The organism is Staphylococcus sp. HMSC65H10 (assembly GCF_001839185.1).
GTDB lineage: Bacteria > Bacillota > Bacilli > Staphylococcales > Staphylococcaceae > Staphylococcus > Staphylococcus simulans.
In genome coordinates, this window is sequence record NZ_KV840325.1 from 86,841 (window position 1) to 109,507 (window position 22,667).

At 35.6% G+C, this 22,667-nt stretch carries 28 protein-coding genes; 19 read left to right on the forward strand and 9 right to left on the reverse strand.

Features of this window, described 5'->3' with window-relative positions:
* From HMPREF3270_RS03955 to HMPREF3270_RS04035, 17 genes are all read left to right on the forward strand, one after another.
* Complete coding sequence (locus tag HMPREF3270_RS03955; RefSeq protein WP_002479552.1) at positions 1 to 651, forward strand: adenylate kinase; 651 nt, start codon at positions 1 to 3, stop codon at positions 649 to 651.
* A 188-nt stretch (positions 652 to 839) separates the two neighbouring features.
* Positions 840 to 1,058, forward strand: coding sequence for a translation initiation factor IF-1 (gene infA / locus HMPREF3270_RS03960; RefSeq protein ID WP_002479551.1), 219 nt, complete (start codon positions 840 to 842; stop codon positions 1,056 to 1,058).
* A 33-nt stretch (positions 1,059 to 1,091) separates the two neighbouring features.
* Positions 1,092 to 1,205: a 50S ribosomal protein L36 gene (rpmJ, locus tag HMPREF3270_RS03965; protein WP_002479550.1), complete on the forward strand. Its 114-nt coding sequence runs from the start codon at positions 1,092 to 1,094 to the stop codon at positions 1,203 to 1,205.
* 22 nt (positions 1,206 to 1,227) lie between these two features.
* The gene (gene rpsM, locus HMPREF3270_RS03970; RefSeq protein WP_002479549.1) at positions 1,228 to 1,593 is read left to right on the forward strand and encodes a 30S ribosomal protein S13; all 366 of its coding nucleotides are present in this window, start codon (positions 1,228 to 1,230) and stop codon (positions 1,591 to 1,593) included.
* 22 nt (positions 1,594 to 1,615) lie between these two features.
* Positions 1,616 to 2,005, forward strand: a complete 390-nt coding sequence (rpsK, locus tag HMPREF3270_RS03975; RefSeq protein WP_002479548.1) for a 30S ribosomal protein S11 — start codon at positions 1,616 to 1,618, stop codon at positions 2,003 to 2,005.
* A gap of 89 nt (positions 2,006 to 2,094) precedes the next feature.
* Positions 2,095 to 3,039 carry a DNA-directed RNA polymerase subunit alpha gene (locus HMPREF3270_RS03980; RefSeq protein WP_002479547.1) on the forward strand — a complete coding sequence of 315 codons (945 nt, stop codon included), beginning with the start codon at positions 2,095 to 2,097 and terminating at the stop codon, positions 3,037 to 3,039.
* A 22-nt stretch (positions 3,040 to 3,061) separates the two neighbouring features.
* The gene (gene rplQ, locus HMPREF3270_RS03985) at positions 3,062 to 3,430 is read left to right on the forward strand and encodes a 50S ribosomal protein L17 (protein WP_002479546.1); all 369 of its coding nucleotides are present in this window, start codon (positions 3,062 to 3,064) and stop codon (positions 3,428 to 3,430) included.
* A gap of 357 nt (positions 3,431 to 3,787) precedes the next feature.
* Positions 3,788 to 4,597 (forward strand): energy-coupling factor transporter ATPase, encoded by an 810-nt coding sequence (locus tag HMPREF3270_RS03990; RefSeq protein ID WP_070848022.1) that lies wholly within the window; start codon positions 3,788 to 3,790, stop codon positions 4,595 to 4,597.
* Positions 4,594 to 5,454 (forward strand): energy-coupling factor transporter ATPase, encoded by an 861-nt coding sequence (locus tag HMPREF3270_RS03995; RefSeq protein ID WP_070848003.1) that lies wholly within the window; start codon positions 4,594 to 4,596, stop codon positions 5,452 to 5,454. The genes HMPREF3270_RS03990 and HMPREF3270_RS03995 overlap by 4 nt, the downstream gene beginning before the upstream one ends.
* Positions 5,444 to 6,250 carry an energy-coupling factor transporter transmembrane component T family protein gene (locus HMPREF3270_RS04000; protein ID WP_002479543.1) on the forward strand — a complete coding sequence of 269 codons (807 nt, stop codon included), beginning with the start codon at positions 5,444 to 5,446 and terminating at the stop codon, positions 6,248 to 6,250. The genes HMPREF3270_RS03995 and HMPREF3270_RS04000 overlap by 11 nt, the downstream gene beginning before the upstream one ends.
* 4 nt (positions 6,251 to 6,254) lie before the next feature.
* Positions 6,255 to 7,058 carry a tRNA pseudouridine(38-40) synthase TruA gene (gene truA, locus HMPREF3270_RS04005; RefSeq protein ID WP_002479542.1) on the forward strand — a complete coding sequence of 268 codons (804 nt, stop codon included), beginning with the start codon at positions 6,255 to 6,257 and terminating at the stop codon, positions 7,056 to 7,058.
* Positions 7,059 to 7,271: 213 nt separating this feature from the next.
* Positions 7,272 to 7,709, forward strand: a complete 438-nt coding sequence (gene rplM, locus HMPREF3270_RS04010) for a 50S ribosomal protein L13 (RefSeq protein WP_002479541.1) — start codon at positions 7,272 to 7,274, stop codon at positions 7,707 to 7,709.
* Between the two features lie 19 nt (positions 7,710 to 7,728).
* Positions 7,729 to 8,121, forward strand: a complete 393-nt coding sequence (gene rpsI, locus HMPREF3270_RS04015; RefSeq protein ID WP_002479540.1) for a 30S ribosomal protein S9 — start codon at positions 7,729 to 7,731, stop codon at positions 8,119 to 8,121.
* A 205-nt stretch (positions 8,122 to 8,326) separates the two neighbouring features.
* Positions 8,327 to 9,169, forward strand: coding sequence for a glycosyltransferase family 8 protein (locus HMPREF3270_RS04020; protein ID WP_060803672.1), 843 nt, complete (start codon positions 8,327 to 8,329; stop codon positions 9,167 to 9,169).
* A gap of 32 nt (positions 9,170 to 9,201) precedes the next feature.
* Complete coding sequence (locus HMPREF3270_RS04025) at positions 9,202 to 9,444, forward strand: DUF7695 domain-containing protein (protein WP_023014969.1); 243 nt, start codon at positions 9,202 to 9,204, stop codon at positions 9,442 to 9,444.
* Positions 9,441 to 9,980, forward strand: a complete 540-nt coding sequence (locus HMPREF3270_RS04030; protein ID WP_070848006.1) for a histidine phosphatase family protein — start codon at positions 9,441 to 9,443, stop codon at positions 9,978 to 9,980. The genes HMPREF3270_RS04025 and HMPREF3270_RS04030 overlap by 4 nt, the downstream gene beginning before the upstream one ends.
* A gap of 96 nt (positions 9,981 to 10,076) precedes the next feature.
* Entirely contained in the window at positions 10,077 to 11,297 is a 1,221-nt protein-coding gene (locus HMPREF3270_RS04035) for a PAS domain-containing protein (protein WP_070848009.1), read from the forward strand.
* A 75-nt stretch (positions 11,298 to 11,372) separates the two neighbouring features.
* Here HMPREF3270_RS04035 and HMPREF3270_RS04040 read toward each other — a convergent pair whose 3' ends face one another.
* The 9 genes from HMPREF3270_RS04040 to HMPREF3270_RS04080 form a co-directional block, all read right to left on the reverse strand.
* The gene (locus tag HMPREF3270_RS04040; RefSeq protein ID WP_070848012.1) at positions 11,373 to 12,218 is read right to left on the reverse strand and encodes a CPBP family intramembrane glutamic endopeptidase; all 846 of its coding nucleotides are present in this window, start codon (positions 12,216 to 12,218) and stop codon (positions 11,373 to 11,375) included.
* Positions 12,219 to 12,363: 145 nt separating this feature from the next.
* Complete coding sequence (locus HMPREF3270_RS04045) at positions 12,364 to 12,843, reverse strand: PTS sugar transporter subunit IIA (protein ID WP_002479534.1); 480 nt, start codon at positions 12,841 to 12,843, stop codon at positions 12,364 to 12,366.
* A 182-nt stretch (positions 12,844 to 13,025) separates the two neighbouring features.
* Positions 13,026 to 14,429 (reverse strand): PTS galactitol transporter subunit IIC, encoded by a 1,404-nt coding sequence (locus HMPREF3270_RS04050; protein WP_070848015.1) that lies wholly within the window; start codon positions 14,427 to 14,429, stop codon positions 13,026 to 13,028.
* A 48-nt stretch (positions 14,430 to 14,477) separates the two neighbouring features.
* Entirely contained in the window at positions 14,478 to 14,780 is a 303-nt protein-coding gene (locus HMPREF3270_RS04055; RefSeq protein ID WP_070625724.1) for a PTS sugar transporter subunit IIB, read from the reverse strand.
* Positions 14,781 to 14,797: 17 nt separating this feature from the next.
* Positions 14,798 to 15,274 (reverse strand): PTS sugar transporter subunit IIA, encoded by a 477-nt coding sequence (locus tag HMPREF3270_RS04060; RefSeq protein ID WP_070625722.1) that lies wholly within the window; start codon positions 15,272 to 15,274, stop codon positions 14,798 to 14,800.
* 190 nt (positions 15,275 to 15,464) lie between these two features.
* Positions 15,465 to 15,989 (reverse strand): YfiT family bacillithiol transferase, encoded by a 525-nt coding sequence (locus HMPREF3270_RS04065; RefSeq protein WP_060803675.1) that lies wholly within the window; start codon positions 15,987 to 15,989, stop codon positions 15,465 to 15,467.
* A gap of 102 nt (positions 15,990 to 16,091) precedes the next feature.
* The gene (locus HMPREF3270_RS04070; RefSeq protein WP_057509872.1) at positions 16,092 to 16,307 is read right to left on the reverse strand and encodes a heavy-metal-associated domain-containing protein; all 216 of its coding nucleotides are present in this window, start codon (positions 16,305 to 16,307) and stop codon (positions 16,092 to 16,094) included.
* Positions 16,246 to 18,180, reverse strand: coding sequence for a heavy metal translocating P-type ATPase (locus HMPREF3270_RS04075; RefSeq protein WP_070848019.1), 1,935 nt, complete (start codon positions 18,178 to 18,180; stop codon positions 16,246 to 16,248). The genes HMPREF3270_RS04070 and HMPREF3270_RS04075 overlap by 62 nt, the downstream gene beginning before the upstream one ends.
* An 84-nt stretch (positions 18,181 to 18,264) precedes the next feature.
* On the reverse strand, positions 18,265 to 18,906 hold the full coding sequence (locus HMPREF3270_RS04080; protein ID WP_057509870.1) for a Crp/Fnr family transcriptional regulator: 642 nt from the start codon (positions 18,904 to 18,906) through the stop codon (positions 18,265 to 18,267).
* Between the two features lie 216 nt (positions 18,907 to 19,122).
* Here HMPREF3270_RS04080 and ppdK point away from each other — a divergent pair, with 216 nt between their 5' ends.
* Both ppdK and HMPREF3270_RS04090 read left to right on the forward strand, forming a co-directional pair.
* Entirely contained in the window at positions 19,123 to 21,765 is a 2,643-nt protein-coding gene (gene ppdK / locus HMPREF3270_RS04085; protein WP_023014962.1) for a pyruvate, phosphate dikinase, read from the forward strand.
* Positions 21,752 to 22,567: a pyruvate, water dikinase regulatory protein gene (locus tag HMPREF3270_RS04090; RefSeq protein WP_002479528.1), complete on the forward strand. Its 816-nt coding sequence runs from the start codon at positions 21,752 to 21,754 to the stop codon at positions 22,565 to 22,567. Before ppdK ends, HMPREF3270_RS04090 begins: the two co-directional genes overlap by 14 nt.
* Positions 22,568 to 22,667: the final 100 nt, after the last annotated feature.

A 22,667-nucleotide genomic window follows, 5' to 3' on the forward strand; every position in this document is an offset into this window, starting at 1 on the left:
ATGAATATCATCTTAATGGGTTTACCTGGCGCAGGTAAAGGAACTCAAGCGAGTGAAATTGTTAAGAAATTCCCTATTCCGCATATATCTACAGGTGATATGTTTAGAAAAGCTATCAAAGATGAAACTGAATTAGGTAAAGAAGCTAAGTCTTATATGGACCGCGGCGAACTTGTACCTGATGAAGTAACTGTGGGTATCGTTAAAGAAAGACTTTCTGAAGACGATGCGAAAAAAGGATTTTTATTAGATGGTTTCCCACGTACACTTGAACAAGCAGAAGCATTAAGTAAAATCATGACAGAACTTGGCAGAAAGATTGATGCAGTTATTAATATTGAAGTTCCGGAAGAAGAACTCATGAATCGTTTGACTGGACGTCGCGTTTGTGAAGTTTGCGGAACAACTTATCATCTTGTGTTCAATCCTCCAAAAGTGGATGGTGTTTGTGATCTTGATGGCGGTAAATTATACCAACGTGAAGATGACAATCCAGAAACAGTTGCAAAACGTTTAGAAGTTAACGTAAAACAGTCTAAACCTATCTTAGAATACTATGATAAAGAAGGCGTTTTGAAAAACGTTGACGGTTCTAAAGATATCCAAGAAGTAACTGGCTCAGTTATCGATATCTTGGAAGATCTTAAGTAATTCAACATTGCTGCTTGTATGTTGAATGAAGGCAGTCTGATATTGTTTGTCTCTCAGCCTAACGAATTATGAGTGACAGCATAACGATAATGATTCCCGATTTTTGTTCAACGTAATGATACAAGGGCAGTATGTCTAACATTTTCCAATAGACATTAACTAATAATGCAAAAGGGGGAATTGTTCTAATGGCAAAACAAGATGTAATTGAATTAGAAGGTACAGTAACAGATACTTTACCAAATGCAATGTTTAAAGTAGAATTAGAAAATGGTCATGAAATTTTAGCACATGTGAGTGGTAAAATTAGAATGAATTATATTCGTATTCTACCTGGCGACAAAGTAACAGTAGAAATGTCTCCGTATGATTTAACTCGCGGAAGAATCACTTATCGTTATAAATAATTCGTCACTCCATTATTACAGGGAGGTATTAAAATGAAAGTAAGACCATCAGTAAAACCTATTTGCGAAAAATGTAAAGTCATTAAACGTAAAGGTAAAGTAATGATCATTTGTGAAAATCCGAAACACAAACAAAGACAAGGTTAATAAAAGAGAGGTGTAAAATAATATGGCACGTATTGCAGGAGTCGATATTCCACGCGAAAAACGCGTTGTAATTTCATTAACTTATATTTACGGTATTGGTAAATCAACTGCTGAAAAAATCGTAGCAGAAGCTGGAGTTTCTCCACAAACTCGTACTAACGAATTAACTGACGATGAATTAGGTCGTCTTCGTGAAGTTGTAGACAGCTACAAAGTAGAAGGTGACTTACGTCGTGAGCAAAACTTAAACATCAAACGTTTAATGGAAATCTCATCTTACCGTGGTATCCGTCACCGTCGTGGCTTACCAGTTCGCGGTCAAAAAACTAAAAACAATGCTCGTACACGTAAAGGCCCAGTTAAAACTGTAGCTAACAAGAAAAAATAATAGGTAAAGGAGGAAAATATTAATGGCACGTAAACAAGTATCTCGTAAACGCAGAGTGAAAAAGAATGTTGAAAACGGTGTGGCTCACATTCGTTCAACTTTCAACAATACAATCGTAACAATCACTGATGAATTTGGTAACGCATTATCATGGTCATCAGCAGGTGCGCTTGGTTTCAAAGGTTCTAAAAAATCTACACCATTCGCAGCACAAATGGCTTCAGAAACTGCTTCAAAAGCAGCTATGGAACATGGCTTAAAATCTGTAGAAGTAACAGTAAAAGGACCTGGTCCAGGCCGTGAATCAGCTATCCGTGCATTGCAATCAGCAGGTTTAGAAGTAACAGCTATTAGAGACGTTACTCCAGTACCTCATAACGGTTGCCGTCCGCCAAAACGTCGTCGCGTATAATATTATTGTCAAGAAATAGTTATTTTCCGCAGATCACTAAGATAAACTGTATCTTATAAGTCGACGTAACCAAGGAGGATATGTAAATAATGATAGAAATTGAAAAACCTAGAATTGAGACAATTGAAATTAGTGAAGATGCTAAATTCGGTAAGTTTGTTGTTGAACCACTAGAACGTGGCTATGGCACTACGCTAGGAAACTCCTTACGTCGTATCCTACTATCTTCATTACCAGGTGCAGCCGTTAAGTACATCGAAATTGAGGGAGTTCTACACGAATTCTCAGCAATTGAAAATGTGGTTGAAGACGTATCTACAATCATTATGAATATTAAGAAACTAGCTCTTAAAATTTATTCAGAAGAAGATAAAACATTAGAAATCGATGTTAAAGATGAAGGCGAAGTAACTGCAGCTGACATTACTCATGATAGTGATGTTGAAATTTTAAACCCAGAGCTTAAAATTGCTACAGTTGCTAAAGGTGGACATTTAAAAATCCGTCTTGTTGCGAATAAGGGTAGAGGTTACGCATTAGCTGAACAAAATAATACTAGTGATTTACCAATTGGTGTTATACCAGTAGACTCTTTATACTCACCAGTAGAAAGAGTTAACTATACAGTAGAAAATACTCGTGTAGGTCAAAGCAGTGACTTTGATAAATTAACATTAGATGTATGGACTGATGGATCAATCACTCCACAAGAATCAGTTTCATTAGCAGCAAAAATTATGACTGAACACTTGAACATCTTTGTTGGACTCACTGATGAAGCGAAAAACGCTGAAATCATGATTGAGAAAGAAGAAGATCAAAAAGAAAAAGTACTTGAAATGTCTATCGAAGAATTAGACTTATCAGTACGTTCTTATAACTGTCTAAAACGTGCAGGCATCAACAGCGTTCAAGAATTGGCTGACAAATCTGAAGCAGATATGATGAAAGTACGTAATTTAGGTCGTAAATCTTTAGAAGAAGTAAAATACAAACTTGAAGACTTAGGTTTAGGTCTAAGAAAAGAAGATTGATAAAGGTAAAGGAGGTTAACTCATGGGTTACAGAAAATTAGGTCGTACATCTGATCAACGTAAAGCAATGTTACGTGACTTAGCTACTTCATTAATCGTTAATGAGCGTATTGAAACAACTGAAGCTCGCGCTAAAGAATTACGCGGTGTGGTTGATAAATTAATCACTTTAGGTAAAAAAGGAGATTTAGCTTCACGTCGTCAAGCAGCTAGAATCGTTCGTGATGTTGAAATCTTAAACGAAGATGAAACTACACAAACAGCTTTACAAAAATTATTCGGTGAAATTGCTCCTCGTTACACAGAACGCCAAGGCGGATACACTCGTGTACTTAAAGTAGGTCCTCGTCGCGGAGACGGTGCTGAAGCAGCAATTATCGAATTCGTTTAATTCCAACTTTAACTTGTAACAAAGCAACGATGATAAGTAGAAGCACACGATGGTGATGACATTGTGCGCTTATCATTGTACAAGTAAACACACTGAACTTATGAATATATAAAGCAAATGAGTGCAACGATAATGTTTGCCACATACAAATATTGTCTAGCTCAGAGTACCCCATTCACAGAACTTAATATTTTTTAAAGCGTGAACTCAATTATTGAATGGGGTGCGCGCTTTTTTATTTCGAAGCCCCTTTACTCTCTTTAGGTACAGGGGCTTTTGATACATAGTCTTGGATATACACATATCGTATATTCATGTACAATAAGTAGAGTGAAAATAAACAGAAGGGACAGAGTCATATTGAACACAGAGAACATTATTGAATTTAATGACGTGTCATTTCAATACCAAGGCGACGAATGGTTCACATTAAAAAATCTATCATTTAATATCCCTAAAGGTAAATGGACCTCTATTGTCGGTCATAATGGTTCAGGTAAATCTACCATCGCAAAACTGATGATGGGTATGATGCCGTTTCAAAAAGGGGAAATTTTTGTAAACGGTCAAGCAATGACAACTGATAATTTAGCAGAGATTCGTCAACACCTAGGCATTGTCTTTCAAAATCCTGAGAACCAATTTGTGGGCTCTACAGTTCAATATGATGTCGCATTCGGTTTAGAAAATTTCGAAGTCCCTTACGAAGAAATGCATCAAGCTGTCCCGCAAGTATTAAAAGAAGTTGAAATGTATGCACAACGCAATCATGAACCACAAGCCTTATCAGGCGGACAAAAACAACGTGTTGCGATTGCAGGTGTATTAGTTTTAAGTCCAGATGTGATTATCTTAGATGAAGCCACATCTATGTTAGATCCTGAAGGCAAACAATCGCTGATGCAGCTGGTCAGACATTTGAACACTGAAAAAAATGTAACGATTATTTCGATTACACATGATTTAACTGAAACATTAGATTCAGATTATATGATTGTGATGAATCGTGGAGAGGTGTATGAAAAAGGTACACCAGAAGCAATTTTTGAGAAAGGAGCATCATTAACAGAAATAGGTTTAGATTTACCATTTCCAATGCGCATTAATTCATTGCTTGGTAACCCGTCTGAGTTTCTGACATATGATGCACTGGTGGCACGTTTATGAGTATAAAATTTAACGACGTCACATATGTGTACCAAAAAGGCACACCTTTTGAATATGAAGCATTACATCAAATCAATACAGAGTTTGAACCAGGACATTATTACGCGATTATTGGTCAGACAGGTTCAGGCAAATCTACATTAATCCAACATTTTAATGGCTTGTTAAAGCCCTCTTACGGCACCGTAGCGCTTGATGATTTAGTTCTGAAGGCAAAGACTAAGGATAAAGCAATTCGGCCTATGAGACAGCATGTAGGGCTTGTCTTTCAATTTCCAGAATCACAACTCTTTGAAGATAGTGTAGAGCGTGAGATTCTGTTCGGTCCCAAAAATTTCAATATGAACTTAGACAAGGTAAAGGACTACGCATATCGTTTACTGATGAAATTAGGTTTTGACCGCGATGTGATGAACAAGTCACCCTTTCAAATGTCAGGAGGACAAATGCGTAAAATTGCGATTGTTTCAATTCTTGCGATGGATCCAGACATAATTGTGTTAGATGAACCGACAGCAGGCTTAGATCCACATAGTCGAAAGCAAGTGATGGATTTATTAAAACAGTTGCAGCAGGAAGGAAAAACTATCGTATTGGTAACTCATGACATGAATGACGTTGCACAATATGCAGACCGTATTAAAGTCTTACAACAAGGAACGCTTGTATATGAGGGGACACCAAGAGCATTATTCAGTGATTCCGAGCGTATTAATGATTATTCATTGGATTTACCAGACATTGTGCAACTACAAAGAGACTTTGAACACAAACATCAAACCAAACTATCTGATACAGCATTAACTGACGAAGAGTTTATTGAACTCTACAGGGAGTGGCAGCGAAATGAAAAATAAATTTATCATTGGTCGCTATTTACCTCTGGATTCGATAGTACATCGTATGGATCCTAGAGCTAAATTAGCATTTGTCTTTTTCTATATTGTCTTAGTCTTTTTCTGTCATAGCTTCCCGATGTATGGGTGGATGTTGTTAGTGTTATTGATATTTATGTATTGTGGTAAAATCAAGCTGTTTTATTTATTAAAAGGCTTAACCCCAATACTGTTCTTTTTAATTTTTACGTTTTTAATGCATTTGTTTTTAACTAAAGGCGGAACGACGTTGTTCAGCTGGAAATTCATTTCGATTGATTCAGGTGGTATCAAAGAAGGGATCTTTATATCTATGCGGTTGATGTTCATTATGATGGCTTCAACGATTATGACTTTAACAACGAATCCGATCGCATTAACAGATGCCTTTGATAAAATTTTATCGCCGCTTAAAGTTGTAAAAGTCCCTGTACAACAATTAAGCATGATGATGTCCATTGCGCTACGTTTCATCCCAACGTTAATGGAAGAGTTAGATAAAATTATTTTAGCGCAAAAATCACGAGGATCTGAAATCAGTTCAGGTTCAATGGGACAAAGAATCAAAGCATTTATTCCACTACTGATTCCACTATTTATTTCTGCCTTTCAACGTGCAGAAGATTTAGCAATTGCGATGGAAGTACGTGGATATGATGTAAAATCAAAACGTACAAGTTTCCGTAAATTAGAATGGCATTGGAAAGATACTTTGCTTATCGGTTCATTGATTCCAATTGCGGTTATATTATTTGTATTAAAATATTTAGGAGTGTAGACGTGTGCGTATTTTAGTTAATATAGCGTATCAAGGAAGCAACTTCTTAGGCTTTCAGATTCAACAGCACGGTAGAACCGTGCAACAACAATTTGAGAAGATTTTAAAGCGTATGCATAAGCGTCATGTACGTATCCATCCTTCAAGCAGAACAGATAGAGGGGTGCATGCGATGGAACAATATTTCCATTTTGATACAGAACTAGATATCGCACCTAAGCAATGGCAATATGCGATGAATAGCGCACTGCCTGACGACATTTATGTCAAAGAGGTATCAATCGTCGATGACGACTTTCATTGCCGCTATGACTGCGTAGGAAAGCGATATCGTTATATGGTGTATCAAGGTGCGCATCGCGATGTTTTTATGAGCGGTTTAAAAACTTATAATGATTATGACTTAGATTTAGATAAAATGAATCAAGCGGCACAACAATTTATCGGTACGCATGATTTTACAGGATTTTGTTCACAAAAGACCGAAGTAGAAAGTAAAGAGCGTACGCTTTATCAAAGTGAAATTATTAAAACAAAAAATGGCTTTGACTATGTTGTGACTGGCTCTGGTTTTCTATATAATATGGTACGTGTGTTAGTCGCGTTTTTAATCGAAGTCGGTAAAGGTAAGCGATCACCAGATGAAGTTCCAGGCTTATTAGAAGCGAAAGATCGTAATCAAGTACCGTTCACTGCACCCGCAGAAGGATTGTATTTAGAAAAGATATATTTATCACCAGAATCACTGATACAAGATTTTGGTTCAGATATAAAAATTCATCGCAAAAAATCATTGCAAAATGACTGATTCGTATTGACAAATACACTAATAAATTATACGATTATATGCGGTATTGTTTTATATCACCCCACGATAAGCCCCGGAAACTTATTGTGTTACTAGATATAGAAGCAAAGTCGAAACGAAATCAACAATCTGAAATTATCTGAGCTTTGAATCGTAACATTGATTTTTTAAAAAGCAACTCAACACGCAGTTATTATTAGGAGGACAATTATTATGCGTCAAACATTTATGGCTAATGAATCAAACATTGAGCGCAAATGGTATGTTATTGATGCGGCTGGCCAAACACTAGGTCGTTTATCATCAGAAGTAGCAACTATTTTACGCGGAAAACATAAAGTAACTTACACACCACACGTTGATAACGGTGACTATGTAATCATCATCAACGCTGGACAAATCGAAATGACTGGTAAAAAAGAATCTGACAAAGTTTACTACCGTCACTCAAACTACCCAGGTGGTATTAAATCAATCACAGCTGGTGAATTAAAAGAGAAAAACCCAGCACGTTTACTTGAAATTTCAATTAAAGGTATGTTACCAAGCAACCGTTTAGGTGAAAAACAAGGTAAAAAATTATTTGTATATGGTGGCGCTGAACATCCACACGCTGCACAACAACCAGAAAACTACGAGTTACGTGGTTAATTAGAAGGAGGAAATTACATTGGCACAAGTTGAATATAGAGGCACAGGCCGTCGTAAACACTCAGTAGCACGTGTACGTTTAGTACCAGGCGAAGGTAACATCACTGTAAACGGTGTTGACGTACGTGAATATTTACCATTCGAATCATTAATCTTAGACTTAAACCAACCATTCGAAGTTACAGAAACTCAAGGTAACTACGACGTTTTAGTTAACGTTAACGGTGGCGGTTTCACAGGTCAAGCACAAGCTATCCGTCACGGTATCGCTCGTGCATTATTAGAAGCAGATCCTGAATACAGAAGTTCTTTAAAACGCGCTGGATTACTTACTCGTGACCCACGTATGAAAGAACGTAAAAAACCAGGTCTTAAAAAAGCACGTCGTTCACCACAATTCTCAAAACGTTAATTGTTGGACAAACGATTACTATTATACAAACACTTCCCAAGTTTGGGGAGTGTTTTTTTATGCCCGTAAAAGTTATTTACATATCGACCTTTTAGAAATTTTTTCATTTCTAGTATCCTTTCATATCATTAATTCGTTGGTGTTTTCAATTCTAATTAATTAGTTGTGTGTGATATGATTGTTTTAAAAGAAGGAGGCGGTAACATTGCATGAAAAAGTAGATATTTTAGTAACGTTAAATGAAAACTATTTGAAACCATTAAAGGTTATGTTGTTATCATTACATGATACGAATCCCCATTTATCATTTAAAGTTTGGTTGGTTCATGAGAAGATACCACAAAGTAAACTAATGCAGTTAGAAGAATTATTGTCATCATTTAATATGGAATTAGAAGAAGTTAAAGTACCGCCCAATTATTTTGGCAATGCGAAAACAGTTGAACGTTATCCTCAAGAAATGTACTTTAGATTAGCGTGTGGTGAATTACTGCCTGAATCAGTGACAAAAGTACTTTATTTAGATCCAGATATTTTAGTGATTAATACAATAGACGATTTATGGAATCTGAATTTAGAAAGGAATATATTTGCGGCAGCAACACATGAAGGATTTACAAAATTTTCACAAGGCATGAATAATCTACGTTTAGGTACGAAACAAGGCCAAGTATATTTCAATTCAGGAGTTATGTTGATTGATGTAGAAAAAGCAAGACAAGAAATAAGCATGGATGATATTTTTAATTTTATAGAGAAAAATAATCAATACTTATTATTACCTGATCAAGACGTTATGAATAGTTTGTATGGTGATAAGATTAAAGAAATACCGGAAGAAATTTGGAATTATGACACAAGACAAGCAAATATGTATTATACAAAAAGTGTAGGTGAGTACGATACACATTGGGTTGCCTATCATACTGTGTTCTTACATTTTTGTGGTCGCCCAAAACCTTGGGATAACAAAAGCAACAGTAGATTTACCATGTTATATCTTCAGTATCAAAAAAGATTAGAACAACTTGAAAACTTAAATGATTAAATAAAACTCGATACTTGAAAGAAGGGGACATCATGAAAAAAATCATCAGAAGTATTGCGAAATGTAAAATGTGCGGAGATATTATTGAATCTACACATAGACATGAAATGGTCAATTGTAAATGTGGTTGTATCTTTTTGGATGGAGGAACAGATTACCAAAGAGTACTGTGGAATCCTCAAGAAGGTAAAGGTAGTAAAATGGAAGATTATATTGATTTGAGTTTAACAATTTATGAAGAAGAGGATGAGGAGGACGAGAATAAAAAAGAATGAAAATATACTTTGTCAGACATTCATTAAGAGATAATAGTGTGAAAGAAGATGTCATTGCACCTTTAACTAAAGAAGGGCTGAATAAAGCAGAAGCATTGGCATCTTTTTTTGACGATAAAAACATTGAACAAATATACGCCAGTCCTTATCGTCGTGTCATAGAAACTGTATTACCCACAGCAAAAAGATTGAAGCTGCTGATTAATAAAGACGAAGGTTTGCGTGAAAGAAAAATAGGACGCTGGGTAGAAGACTTTTATGAATTTGCGGAAAAGCAGTGGCGAGATTTTGACTATAAGTTAGAGAATGGTGAGTCATTAAATGAAGTTCAAGGTCGTATCGTTCAAGCCTATCACCGCATTATAGAAAATAATGAGGTACAAACATTATTAATATGCGGTCACGGTACCGCAATGTCACTGTTATTTAACCACTTAACAAATGGGGAATTTAATTATGAAGAGTTCCTACAAATGAAAATGCCTTCTATCTATTTGTATGAGACGAACACACAAGCGTTAACGCACATTCAGTGATTTAAAACATTAAATTCAGTGAATATGCTAATATCGTCACTGATATTAAACAGTTATACTAGAAGAGATGAAATATAAGAATTGCAGGTGTTTGTGATGTTTAATATTAGTTCAGTTTCAAATGAGGTTAAAGAAGAAGTTAAAGGACTCATTGATCAACATATACATCAAGAAGATATTACTGACATGTTAATAGAACTCTCTCAAAACGAATCAAGCAGTAAAATAACAGAAGCACTTAGACAGCTTTACTTTATTGAAAAATTTACGTCTATGTATGAAATAGAACGTTTTGTCTCAACATATGAAAAGGTGACAAAACAATCACTGACAGAAATCACACTTTCAAATGATAAAACGCATCCACTGAATATCTTCCAACAAGAAATTAATATATTTAAGTCATTGCTTCAAGAAACGAGCGCTTTGTTAAATCAAGTAAAGGTGAATGAAACAGAAGCGGTTGAATTATTTAAAGGGAAAGTTCAAACACTTTCAGGTTTAATTCCACATTTTAATCGTAAAGAAAAGATTATCTTTCCTGTCATAGAACGAAGAGGAGAGTATATCTTACCGAGAAAAATGTGGGCAGATGATGATGTGATTCGTTTTGCGTTGAATAAACTACAAAAACGTGTAGCTAAACTTGAAGAAGTAGATTGGCGACATATTCAAAATGCTTATACTGAATTAGAAAGCAGTTTAACGGACATGTTACGCCAAGAAGAGGTACTATTCATCCCACTAATGCAGGAAGACATCAGTGCAGTTGAGTGGCAACAAATTGCGCAAGAAAGCAGTGCTTTTGGCTATGCGATAGAAGTTCCTGAGATATGGCACGATTCTGAAATAGAATTAACTTCTATTGACGCAAAATATGATGCAAAACAAGGGCAACAGAATTTGCGCTTTGGTGGAGGTTTCTTAACGACAAAAGAAGCGGACCTTATTTTAAATAACTTGCCAGTAGAAATTACGTTTGTAGATAAAAATGGCACTTTTAAGTATTTCAATGATTTAGTTGAAGCGTCTGACATGATGTTTATCCGTACACCTATCTCTATTGGGAGAAATGTGGCTAATTGTCATCCACCAAAAAGTTTAAGCAAAGTGATGCAGATTATTCGTGATTTGAAAACAAAACAAAAAGAGTCTGAATCCATGTGGTTTAAAAAAGGTAACCAATTCATTCACGTCACATACAAAGCTTTATTTGATGAAAAAGATGAATATATTGGTATTTTAGAATATGTACAAGATATTCAACCATTCTTTGAGTTACCACAAAAGTTCAAACGAGATGCGACTAAACAATAAACGTTAATTAATAATAAAATGAACAACCCACGAGTCCAATATTGATTCGTGGGTTGTTCATTTGTCACGGTCGTTCTAAAGAAACGGTAAGAATTTTGACCAATAAGTAATCAAGTATAACGGGAAATTCATACAGATATGAATTAATATCAGTAAGTAGATATTTCGATATTTGGCCCAGAAAAAGCCAAGGAATATCCCCGCAAGCGCATGTGTGACCAATGCTTGTGCTGACAAATCCAAAAGATTTCCTTGTCCTTGTATGCCCGCATGCCATAAAGACCAAAGTACTGTGCTGATACATACAGAAGACACTATACCCAAATGTTCTAAACGTGTTTGTAGCCACACACGGTAAAATGCTTCTTCTAATACAGCATTCACTAATATTGAAATAATCGCAAATATCAGTACGAAAAGATAAGGTTCATCATAAGAGATATTGGATAAGTTGTTCAAAGGACTAAAATAGAGCACTAACCAAATTACATAGACAATAGACGCAAGAGACCAATCAATCACTGGATTAGCTTTAGAGAGTATGGACAGTTTTTCTCGCTTAATAATCCATAAAGGAATCAACAACAATAATACAAATTTATAAATATAAAAGAGCTCAAAGTAGGGTTTAGGTGTAAGAAACACAAATATGATATATAAAACACCTAATATGAGTAAAATACGTTCTGACTTCAAAAGTTTCTGAATAAGGGGTTGAAACTTAAAGTGTAAAGGTAAAACAAATAGCACAACAAGTGGAATTAAATAGATCAACCAAATATTCATAAAATGAGTTTTGTCCTTGGTATCTGCGCTCGTTTGAATCAAACCGTTTTGTGTAGTTTGTACATATAAGGCTGAAACCAAAATTAATAATAAAGTGACAATAGGAATCAATAAACGTAATTTATTTCTCTGCATGGCGTTCTCCTTAATATTAAATTGTAAAAGCATTTAAATAATAATACCCAATTTTATTTAATTTTGGTCCTTTAAACGTAAAAAATCCTCAAACCAATTTGATTTGAGGATTAAAGCAATATACGAATGTCGTTAGTAGAAAAAATTATTTTTTAAAGTTTGCTTGAAGATACTCATAAATCGCATCTGTATCAGTCAATTTAAAGAATTTTTCTAATTCAGCTTTATCTTGTTTTTCAAAGAACACGATAAGGTCTGATAATAAATGTACTTGAGTTGCTTTTGTACCGTTTAAAATCACAAATAAGAATTCTACTGGTAAATCTTTATGAGGTGAACTCATATTTTGGAATACGATAGGGTTAGTTAATTTAACAGGTACAATTTTAGTTGTGTTTACAAATTCAGGTTCAGTATGAGGTACTGCCACATTAGGATATGTTTCACTGATATTTGATAAGCTTAGGGCTGTTGGGTAATTTTTTTCACGATCTAAAACATGTTCTAAGAAATTGTCTTTTACATAACCTGCTTTTACTAATGCTTCTGATACTTCTGTTAGTACCGCTTCTTTACTATCCGCATTTGAGACAAATACGCTATCTTTTGAAAATAATTGAGTCATAAGTTGCTCCTTCTTCGTTAGTAAGTATTTTAATATTTATCTGGTCAATTAAAGTATAGGTAAATGAATAGATAGATGTCAATGTATTATGTGTTTTATACCACAATACATCTCACAATTTTAAAATATTTGTCATAAATAAACGTCGATGTAAGACACCGACGTTTATTTTGATTATTATTTTATTTACCTTGTTCTTCGTAAATTTTATTACGTTTTTTCATTTCAAATGCATACCAGATGAAAGCAAGTAAGTAGATTGCAAGTGCAACGATAGCGTAAACAATAAACATACCGCCACCATGTACTGCATGACCTACTAAATAACTTAAGAATTTTTCTAGTGGACCTTCCATAGTAGTATGTGAAATCAATGTATCACTGCTTAACCCTTTAGGGAAAGCTCCTGCTTTTTTAGCAGTTTCAGTTACGAATTCAGCTATTAATGTACCTGCCCATAAGAATAATGGTAATTCGATTGCGCCAATAATAATCATACGTAATAATTTACCTCGAGTAATAACAAGTAAAGCAGGGGTAACACCCATTGCGATAATACCACCAAGTGGTAAAAGTTTATTACCAGGTAAAATCATAGCTTCTAATAACATGATAGGAGCTAATACGTTAGCTGCTGCCCAGATTTCTGCACGACCAGCAATGAATGGCCAGTCTAAACCGATGTTTAATTGGCGTCCTTTTAATTTACTGTTAGCAAAGTTTGAAATACCTTGAGATAAAGGTTCTACAGATGCGATGAACCAAGATCCGATTAAAGAGAATAACTCTAATGCAACAGCAGCAGTAAATGCTAAGGCAAAGATTTGAGTAGGTGATTGTCCTGCAAGTAAACCAACAAATACACCTAAATATAAACCAATGGCAAATTTAGAACCCCAGAAACCAATTTTGTTGTTTAATTTTGCAGCATCAAAATCATATTTATCTAACCAAGGGAAAACTTTATCAAAGATTTTATCCATGATTAACAAGAATGGGTTCATCATATAGTTCATATGAGTAGATGTCATAGGGTTTGATGATGGTACATTTAATAAGTCATTAAATGTCGGTTTCATTAAATCAGAGTTAATGATTTTCATAACGCCGATAAAGATAACTAATAGTGTTGCGACAAATAAATTTGCTCCGCAGTAAATCGCAAATAATCCTACAATAGATAAGTGCCAGATGTTAAAAATATCAACATCTAAAGTGTTAGTACGGTTAATGAATAATAAAATGATATTCACGATAACCATTACTGCTAAGAAATATAATGTGTAAGGGGAGCCCCAAGTAATAGTTGCTAATGGTGCCCAACCTACGTCAGTAATACTAAGAGATAATCCAGTACGTTCAACGAAATCTGTCATGGCTTGTGAGAATGCTGTTGTTAAGATCCCGATGATTGCACCGATACCTGTTAAAGCGATACCTAATTTCAAACCGCCTTCAAGAGATTTAGAAAGTTTTTTAGTGAAAATGAAGGTGATAATTGCAAGAATCACAGTCATTAATGGAGCAGCTCCTAAATCAATTAAAGGTTTGAATATGGTGTTGGCTAAATCAATAAGCGAGTTCATTTTATCCTCTCCTTGGTGATTGTTCTAAGTGGTTAAAATTATGAATTCTTATTTTTGAATAGATTTAATCGCATCTTCCATTGCTTGATAAACAGGTTCTGCCATAGCTGGCACACGATAAAGAATAGCACCTGCGTCAACAACCGGAATTGTAATAGGGAAGCTGAAATCAGTGTTAGCAATTTGAGCAAAGATGTCATATCCACTTAATAAGTCTTCGTTAACATCTTTAATCATTACTGCATCACAGCTAACTTGATAACCTCTTTTTGTTAATTCTTCTTCTAGTGCTGCTTTAATTTGGTGGCTTGAGTTAACACCTGCGCCACATGCTGCTAAAATTTTAATCATGATGTCTTCACTCCTAATTATTTAAAGTTTTTATCTAAGTAGTTATAGATGTCTGTTGAGTTATTAAAGTTGAAGAATTTAAGCATATCTTCTTCTTTTTGAGAATTGATAAAATCCATGATTCTAGCAAGTAACTGTGTTTGTTTAGCTTTATCGCTATTTAAGATAATGAATAAAAAAGATACTTCCAGATCATTGTGTGGTGAAATCATGTTTTTGAAATGAACAGGATGGTTCAATTTTACAGGTACGATTTTTGTAGTATTTACGTATTCTGATTCAGTATGTGGAATTGCAATATTGGCATACTTACCATTTAACAATGATAAATCCATGCCAGTAGGGTAGTTATGTTCTCTTTCGATTACATGTTCAAAGAAACTATCTTTTACATCTCCTTGTTTAACAAGAGCTTCTGATACCTCTTTGAAAATTTCTTCTTTTGAGTCTGCATCACTTACGAAAACAGTGTCCTCAAAAAATAGTTTAGTCATTTAGATGCACCTTCTTTGTTGGTTTGTGTTTCTTTATGTTTCCTTTTGTTCACTTAAAGTATAAAACCGCTTACTTGAAGCGTCAATACTTTTTAAAAGATGTAGGAAAGTTGCCATTATTAGTACATTTAAATTTAAATTTGAACAAAAAAAGACCCACAACATAGTGTTGTGAGTCCTTGAAAATTCATTAACTTTCCTCAATTTCCTTTAGTGCCAATTTAATATGTTCTAGATGATGGTTACCATGCCAAGCCATTTTAGCTACAAGATCTGCAAGTCTACCTTCACCTTCTTCAGGATGGTAGAACGTACGGTCAAATGCTTCGATAGGCAGGTCACGTAATAAGATGGCCCAACGTTTATGCATGCCGTCAATCAGTTCTAGTGAGTATTCTAAGGGTGCTTGATTGTCTGGAGCTTCAGCCCAAGCATCTTGTAGGAATGATGTGACAAATGGATGGTCTTCAGTCAATGTTTGTTTCGTACGAATAAAACCGTGCATGTGGCTATCAGCAATATGGTGAATTAAAGTTTGAACATCGAAACTGCCTTCACGATAGGTCGCATGACGTTCTTCTGCAGATGCGTTCGTTGTGAGTGTTGTGAGTATATCTGGCAATTCTTCAATCGCATCAATCCACGTGTTTAAATCTTCTACACTATAACGATCTGGTTTTTGGAACTTACCGATTGGAAATTGATTTTTCAGCATGGTTAATCACCTTTCATCAAATATTGAATGAAGTGCTAGTATATCACACGTGAATTTAAATAGATAATTGACTTATTTTACTTTAATATTCTGTATGAAAGACTAAGCTACTTGTAAGACACTATACCCTAATTGTTCTATTGTTTCGCTGATTTGTTCAGAAGAGATGATTGTGTCCTCATATTTAACTTTGACTTTACTGCTGTTGAATAAGACTTTTGCTGATTCAACACCTTCTGTTTTATTTAAAGCACCTTCAATTTTCTTGATACAAGTAGGGCATGTCAGGGTTTCTAATTGTAGTTTGAGTTGTTTCATTTAAATCTTCTCCTTTAATTTTAAATTTGATTAAACGCATAGCGTTGAATATTACAACTAAGACACTTGCTTCATGGATAAACATTCCAATCGCTAGGTTCACACCGCCGAGGAGTACACCGATGAGCAGTGCGAATACTGTCAGCATCGCAATCCAGATATTTTGTTTAATATTACGGTGTGTGGCTTTAGCTAATAAGAATGCATGAGCATATTGTTTTAAACGATCCGCCATTAATACGATATCTGCGGTTTCCATTGAAATATCTGTACCGCCATCTCCCATAGCTAAGCCGATATCTGCAGTCGCAATCGCAGGGGCATCGTTAATACCATCACCAGCCATCGCAACATGATAACCTTGATTTTGTAGTTGTTTAACGTAAGCTGTTTTATCTTCCGGTAATAAGCCTGCTTCAACCTCATCTATATCTAACTGTTCTGCTATCACACGTGCAGTATGTGCATTATCACCCGTTAACATAATGGTACGTTTCACACCATGTTGTTTCATTAGGTCAATGGCTTGTTTCGCATCTTCACGTACTTCATCTTTAATCGATAAAACAGCTGCTAGTTTTCCGTTAATTGCCGCAAAGACTAAAGTATGACCGGTTTGTTCTTCGTATAAGGCATCTTGTTCAGCTTGTGAAATATCAATATGGTGATCCTGCATCAAAGCACGGTTACCGACGATTAATTGTTGATGATCAACTTGACCTGCAATGCCTTTTCCTTTAATCGGCGTTGTTGATTCTACAACATAATCCGTCAACACATGATGTTGTTCAGCGTAACTTGTTATCGCATGGGCTAAGTGATGTTCAGAGGTTTGTTCTAAAGTACCGATTAAACCTAATAAATCATGAGGTGGATTATTATAAGTTTGTACACGTAAGAGTTCTGGTTGTCCTTTAGTCAATGTACCTGTTTTATCAAAGACCATCACATCAATATGTGCTAAGGTCTCCATAATGTCACTGCCTTTGATCAAAGCACCATGTTTTGCGCCATTACCTATACCCTCAACACTTGAAACAGGAGCACCGATAATTAATGCACCTGGGCATGCGATAACGAGGAAAGTAATTGCGAGATGCAAGTTCCAAGTGATAAGCCCAACAATAGCGGCTAATACAATGACAGCGGGTGTATACCATTTAGCGAAGCGGTCTAAGAAACGTTCGGTGTTAGATTTAGTTTCTTGAGCTTCTTCAATCAAATCAATAATCTTCGCAAACGCAGTATCTTCTCCGATTTTATCTGCAATCATTTCAACAAAGCCAGATTCTAATATCGTACTGCTGTATAACGTATCTTGTTGACGCTTTGTCAGTGGAACCGATTCACCTGTAATAGAAGCTTCGTTAAATGTACCTTCACCTTCAATGATGTGACCATCAACAGGTACACGGCTGCCTGCTGTTAATATAATGCGATCACCTCTTGAAACTTCTTCGATTGATACTAAAGTACGTGATCCATCTGCTTGTTTAATTAAGGCTTCTTCAGGTGATAATTCCGTTAAAGATTGAATGGAGCGACGTGTCCGTTCTAATGTCTTTTTCTCTAAATAACTTCCAAATAAGAATAGAAACGTTACAACAGCTGCCTCGATAAATTCACCAATAAAGAGTGCACCGATGACTGCGATACTAATCAGCAGTTCAATGCTGAACATTTTAAATCGTAGTGCCTGTATCGCACGTAATCCGATAGGCAACATCGCAATAGCAGTCGCAAAGATAAGCAAAGCATCTCCAATTACAGCAATATCTTTTAGAAAGATACGTATCAAGATGCCAGCTACAATGGCAATGAATGCGACTAATGTCAATGTTTGTTCATAACGATAAATCCATTTTGTAAACATCAAAAACTCCTCCTCTCATATGAAGTGATGTCTGCTTTCACTTTTAATGATACGAGAGAAGGAGAGAAATAAAATTGACCTAGATCAATTTTTCAGTACTTTATAGGTATTGTGATTGATTTTGTCTAAAACACCTTCTTGTTCCAGTTGTTTGAAGGTACGATTCAATGTTTCTGGCTGCATGCTTAAATAAGTCGCTAAATTCTTTTTAGTCATTGAAAGCTTTAATAAACCGTCTGTTGTCTCTAGTTGGATGTATTCCAGTAAACGCTCTTTACTGCTCATCAATGCGATTTGTGTCGTCATCGTTTCAGATTGATTCAATCGTTCTGCCAAACCTTCAATCATTTTAATTCCGATTTCAGGATAATCTGTCATTAATTGATGAATAGAGGATTGGTTAATCGTACAAACATCACTGTCCTCTAACGCTTCTGCATACGTATTAGCACTATCTGATGCATTAAATAAAGTCAACTCACCAGTAAAATCACTATGTTCTAAAATACGGATTAATTGTTCATCCCCTTCATCCGTCAGTCTATAGATGCGTACTTTGCCGGAATGAATCACAAATAAAGTATGCACATCATCTCCAGCCATAAAGAGGTAATCACCTTTACGCACTTTTGTCGCATGAACTTTTGAAAAGACATGTTCTAATGCTTCTGTATCTAAATTTTGGAATAAGGGTACCTTACTGACACATAATTCATAACCTTTCATTATGGATGCTCCTTTAATCTTCTTATCTTTAGCTTAATTCATTTAATTAAAAGGGTAAATAACATTGCTTTTAACTAAAATGTAACGAATTAGTGAAATATTTAACAAATTAATTGAAACAATTGTATGTTTTTAATTGTCAAAGCGTTTTCAGTATGACATACTATAAACTAATTAGTATGACACATTGATAAAAATAGATGAGGTGATCTACAAATGACAAAATATATTTATGCATTTGAAGAAGGTAGTCAATCCATGAAGGATTTGCTTGGCGGTAAAGGTGCAAACTTAGCTGAAATGATGCGCTTAGGTTTACCAGTACCAGATGGCTTTACGATAACTACAGAAGCATGTATTGAATATTTGAAACAAGGCGCAACATTATCTGACGAGTTAAAAGAGGAATTACATACACAACTCAAAGCTTTCTCAGAACGTACTGGGAAATCTTTTTCATCTGACGACAACTTGTTGTTAGTTTCTGTCCGTAGTGGTGCGAAAATTTCAATGCCGGGTATGATGGACACGATTTTAAACTTAGGTTTAAATGATGAAAATGTTGAGAAGTTAGCTGAAAAAACAAATGATGCACGCTTTGCGTATGATTGTTATCGTCGCTTGCTTCAAATGTTTGGACAAGTTGTATACGGTATCAACATGACAGCATTTGATCGCTTCTTCGACAAATATAAAGAAGATAATGGTTATGAAACTGATGCTGAAATTCCAGCAGAAGGTTTAAAAGTCATCAGTGCACGTTTCAAAGAAATTTATGAAGAAGAAGTTTATAAACCATTCCCGCAAGATCCATTTACACAATTGACTGAAGCAGTTGAAGCAGTATTTAAATCTTGGGATAACGACCGTGCGCGTGTATACCGTGATTTAAATGATATCCCGCACGATATCGGTACAGGTGTCAACATCCAAGAAATGGTCTTCGGTAATAGTGGAGACCGCAGTGGTACAGGTGTTGCATTTACAAGAAACCCTGTGACAGGTGATAACCATGTCTTTGGTGAGTACTTATTAAATGCACAAGGTGAAGACGTTGTGGCAGGTATTCGTACACCAAAAGAAATTGAAACACTGGCACAACAAATGCCTGAGGTTTATCAAGAGTTCGTAGATGTGACTGAGAAATTAGAAGCACATTATAAAGATATGCAAGATATCGAATTCACAATTGAAAACGGTAAACTTTATATTTTACAAACAAGAAATGGGAAACGTACAGCCAAAGCAGCAATGAAAATTGCGGTTGATTTAGTAGATGAAGGGGTTATCACTAAAGAAGAGGCGCTAACAAAGGTAGATGTAAAATCAATTGATACATTATTGCATCCGACGTTCAAACCAGAAGCGATTGAAGCGGCAGAAGCAATTTCTGATGCAGGTCTTCCCGCAAGTCCGGGTGCATCAACAGGTAAAGTAGTCTTCTCAGCAGAAGATGCGAAAGTACAAGCGGATCAAGGTGAAAAAGTAATTTTAATGCGACCTGAAACATCACCTGAAGATATTGAAGGTATGGTCGCAAGTGAAGCGATTGTGACAACGCATGGCGGTATGACATCTCATGCGGCAGTTGTTGCTCGCGGTATGGGTAAATGTTGTGTAACAGGCTGTTCAAACTTAAATATCGATACTGAAAATAAAGTTGTAACATATCATGGTCAAACTTTAAATGAAGGTGACATCATTTCAGTTGATGGTTCAACAGGTAACATTTATTTAGGCGATATTGAAAAAACAGATGCTGATCACAGTGAAGACTTTGATCGCTTCATGCAATGGACACAAGAAACTGCACGTTTAAATGTACGCATGAACGCTGAAACACCACAAGACATCGCATCAGGTTACCAATTTGATGCAGCAGGTATCGGCTTAGTCAGAACTGAGCATATGTTCTTCGGTGCAGAACGTTTAGTTCAAATGCGTCGTTTCATCTTAGCTTCTTCACAAGAGGAACGAATAGAAGCATTAAATGAAATCCGTAAATATCAAATTGAAGACTTCGAACAGATTTTCAGATTATCTAATGGCCGTCCGACAATTGTACGTTTACTGGATCCGCCATTACATGAATTCTTACCGAAAACAAATGATGAAATTCAATTAGTTTCACAACAATTAAATGTTGATAAAGACGTGCTGCGTAAACGTATTGTTGATTTGCATGAAACTAACCCAATGCTTGGTCACCGTGGTTGCCGTTTAGCAGTAACTTATCCAGAACTTGCTGAAATGCAGACTGAAGCGATTATCGGCAGTGTGTTAAAATTAAAAAATGAGGGTATCGAAAGTCAACCTGAAATTATGATACCGCTTGTATCTACAGTAGAAGAATTCAAAACATTAAAAGACACAATCCAAGCGACAGCTGAAAGCATGTTAGCAAAAGACAATACGTCGATCGATTACTTAATCGGAACAATGATTGAAACACCAAGAGCTTGCTTGATTGCAGGGCAACTTGCGAAAGAATCAGAGTTCTTCAGTTTCGGTACGAATGACTTAACACAATTAACATTTGGATTCTCTCGTGATGATGCAGGTAAATTTATCAGTGAATATATCAACAGAGGCTTACTTGAAGTCGACCCATTCCAAACATTGGATGTTGACGGTGTAGGTCAGTTGATTAAAACAGCAGTAGAGCAAGCTAAAGCTGCAAATCCAAACATCAAAATTGGGGTTTGTGGTGAACTCGGCGGTGATCCGAAATCAATTCATTACTTCAATAACTTAGCGATTGATTATGTCTCATGCTCACCATTCAGAGTTCCTGGCGCAATGTTGGCTGCTGCTCAAAGCCAAGCAGAAAGTGAGAGAGCAATCGGTGCAAAACAATAACGAACATTTAGCATTATATATAGTGTCAGATTCTATCGGAGAAACTGCGCAGCGTATGATTCATGCGACATTAACGCAGTTTCCTGATATAGAAGATGACGTAGAAATTAAGAAATTCCCCTTCATTAAAAATGAAGAAGAATTTCTAACGATTTTAAAATTAGCAAAGCAGCGTGATGCGATTGTCATCACAACGCTCGTGAATCCAAAATTTAATCAAATCGGTCAAGCTTATGCTGAAGAGCAAGGTATCCTTTATGTAGATTATATGACAGATTTGCTTAATTTAATTGAAAACAAAACACATAAAAAAGCCTTACGTGAAAGCGGTGCCTTACGCAAAATGGATCAGCACTATTTTGAACGTATTGAGGCAATGGAATTCTCAGTCAAATATGATGACGGCAAAGTTTTTACCGGTATTGAAGAAGCAGATGCGGTGATTCTAGGTGTGTCCCGAACATCTAAAACACCTCTTAGTATGTATCTTGCGAACAAAGGTTATAAAATCGCCAATATTCCATTAGTACCTGAAGCACCGATTCCTGAAGAAGTCTTCAACAAGAAAATGTTAGTATTCGGCTTAACCGCAAGTCCCGATTATATTATGAATATCCGTACAGAACGCATCCGTGTACTGGGTATGAAAGGTTCAGCCAACTACAACAGTTTACATCGTATTAAAAAAGAATTAAGTTATGCGGAAGAAGTCTTTGATAAATTTAATGCCATTGTCATTAACACGGAATATAAATCTATCGAAGAATCTGCATTTTACATTGAAAAATACCTGAACAAATAACAACCATTCTATTCATCCATTAAACATAATAGAAAATTCCTTAATAACTTCTCACAAATATAAACGAAGGGGTCGGGACATAAATGTTCTGACTTCTAAT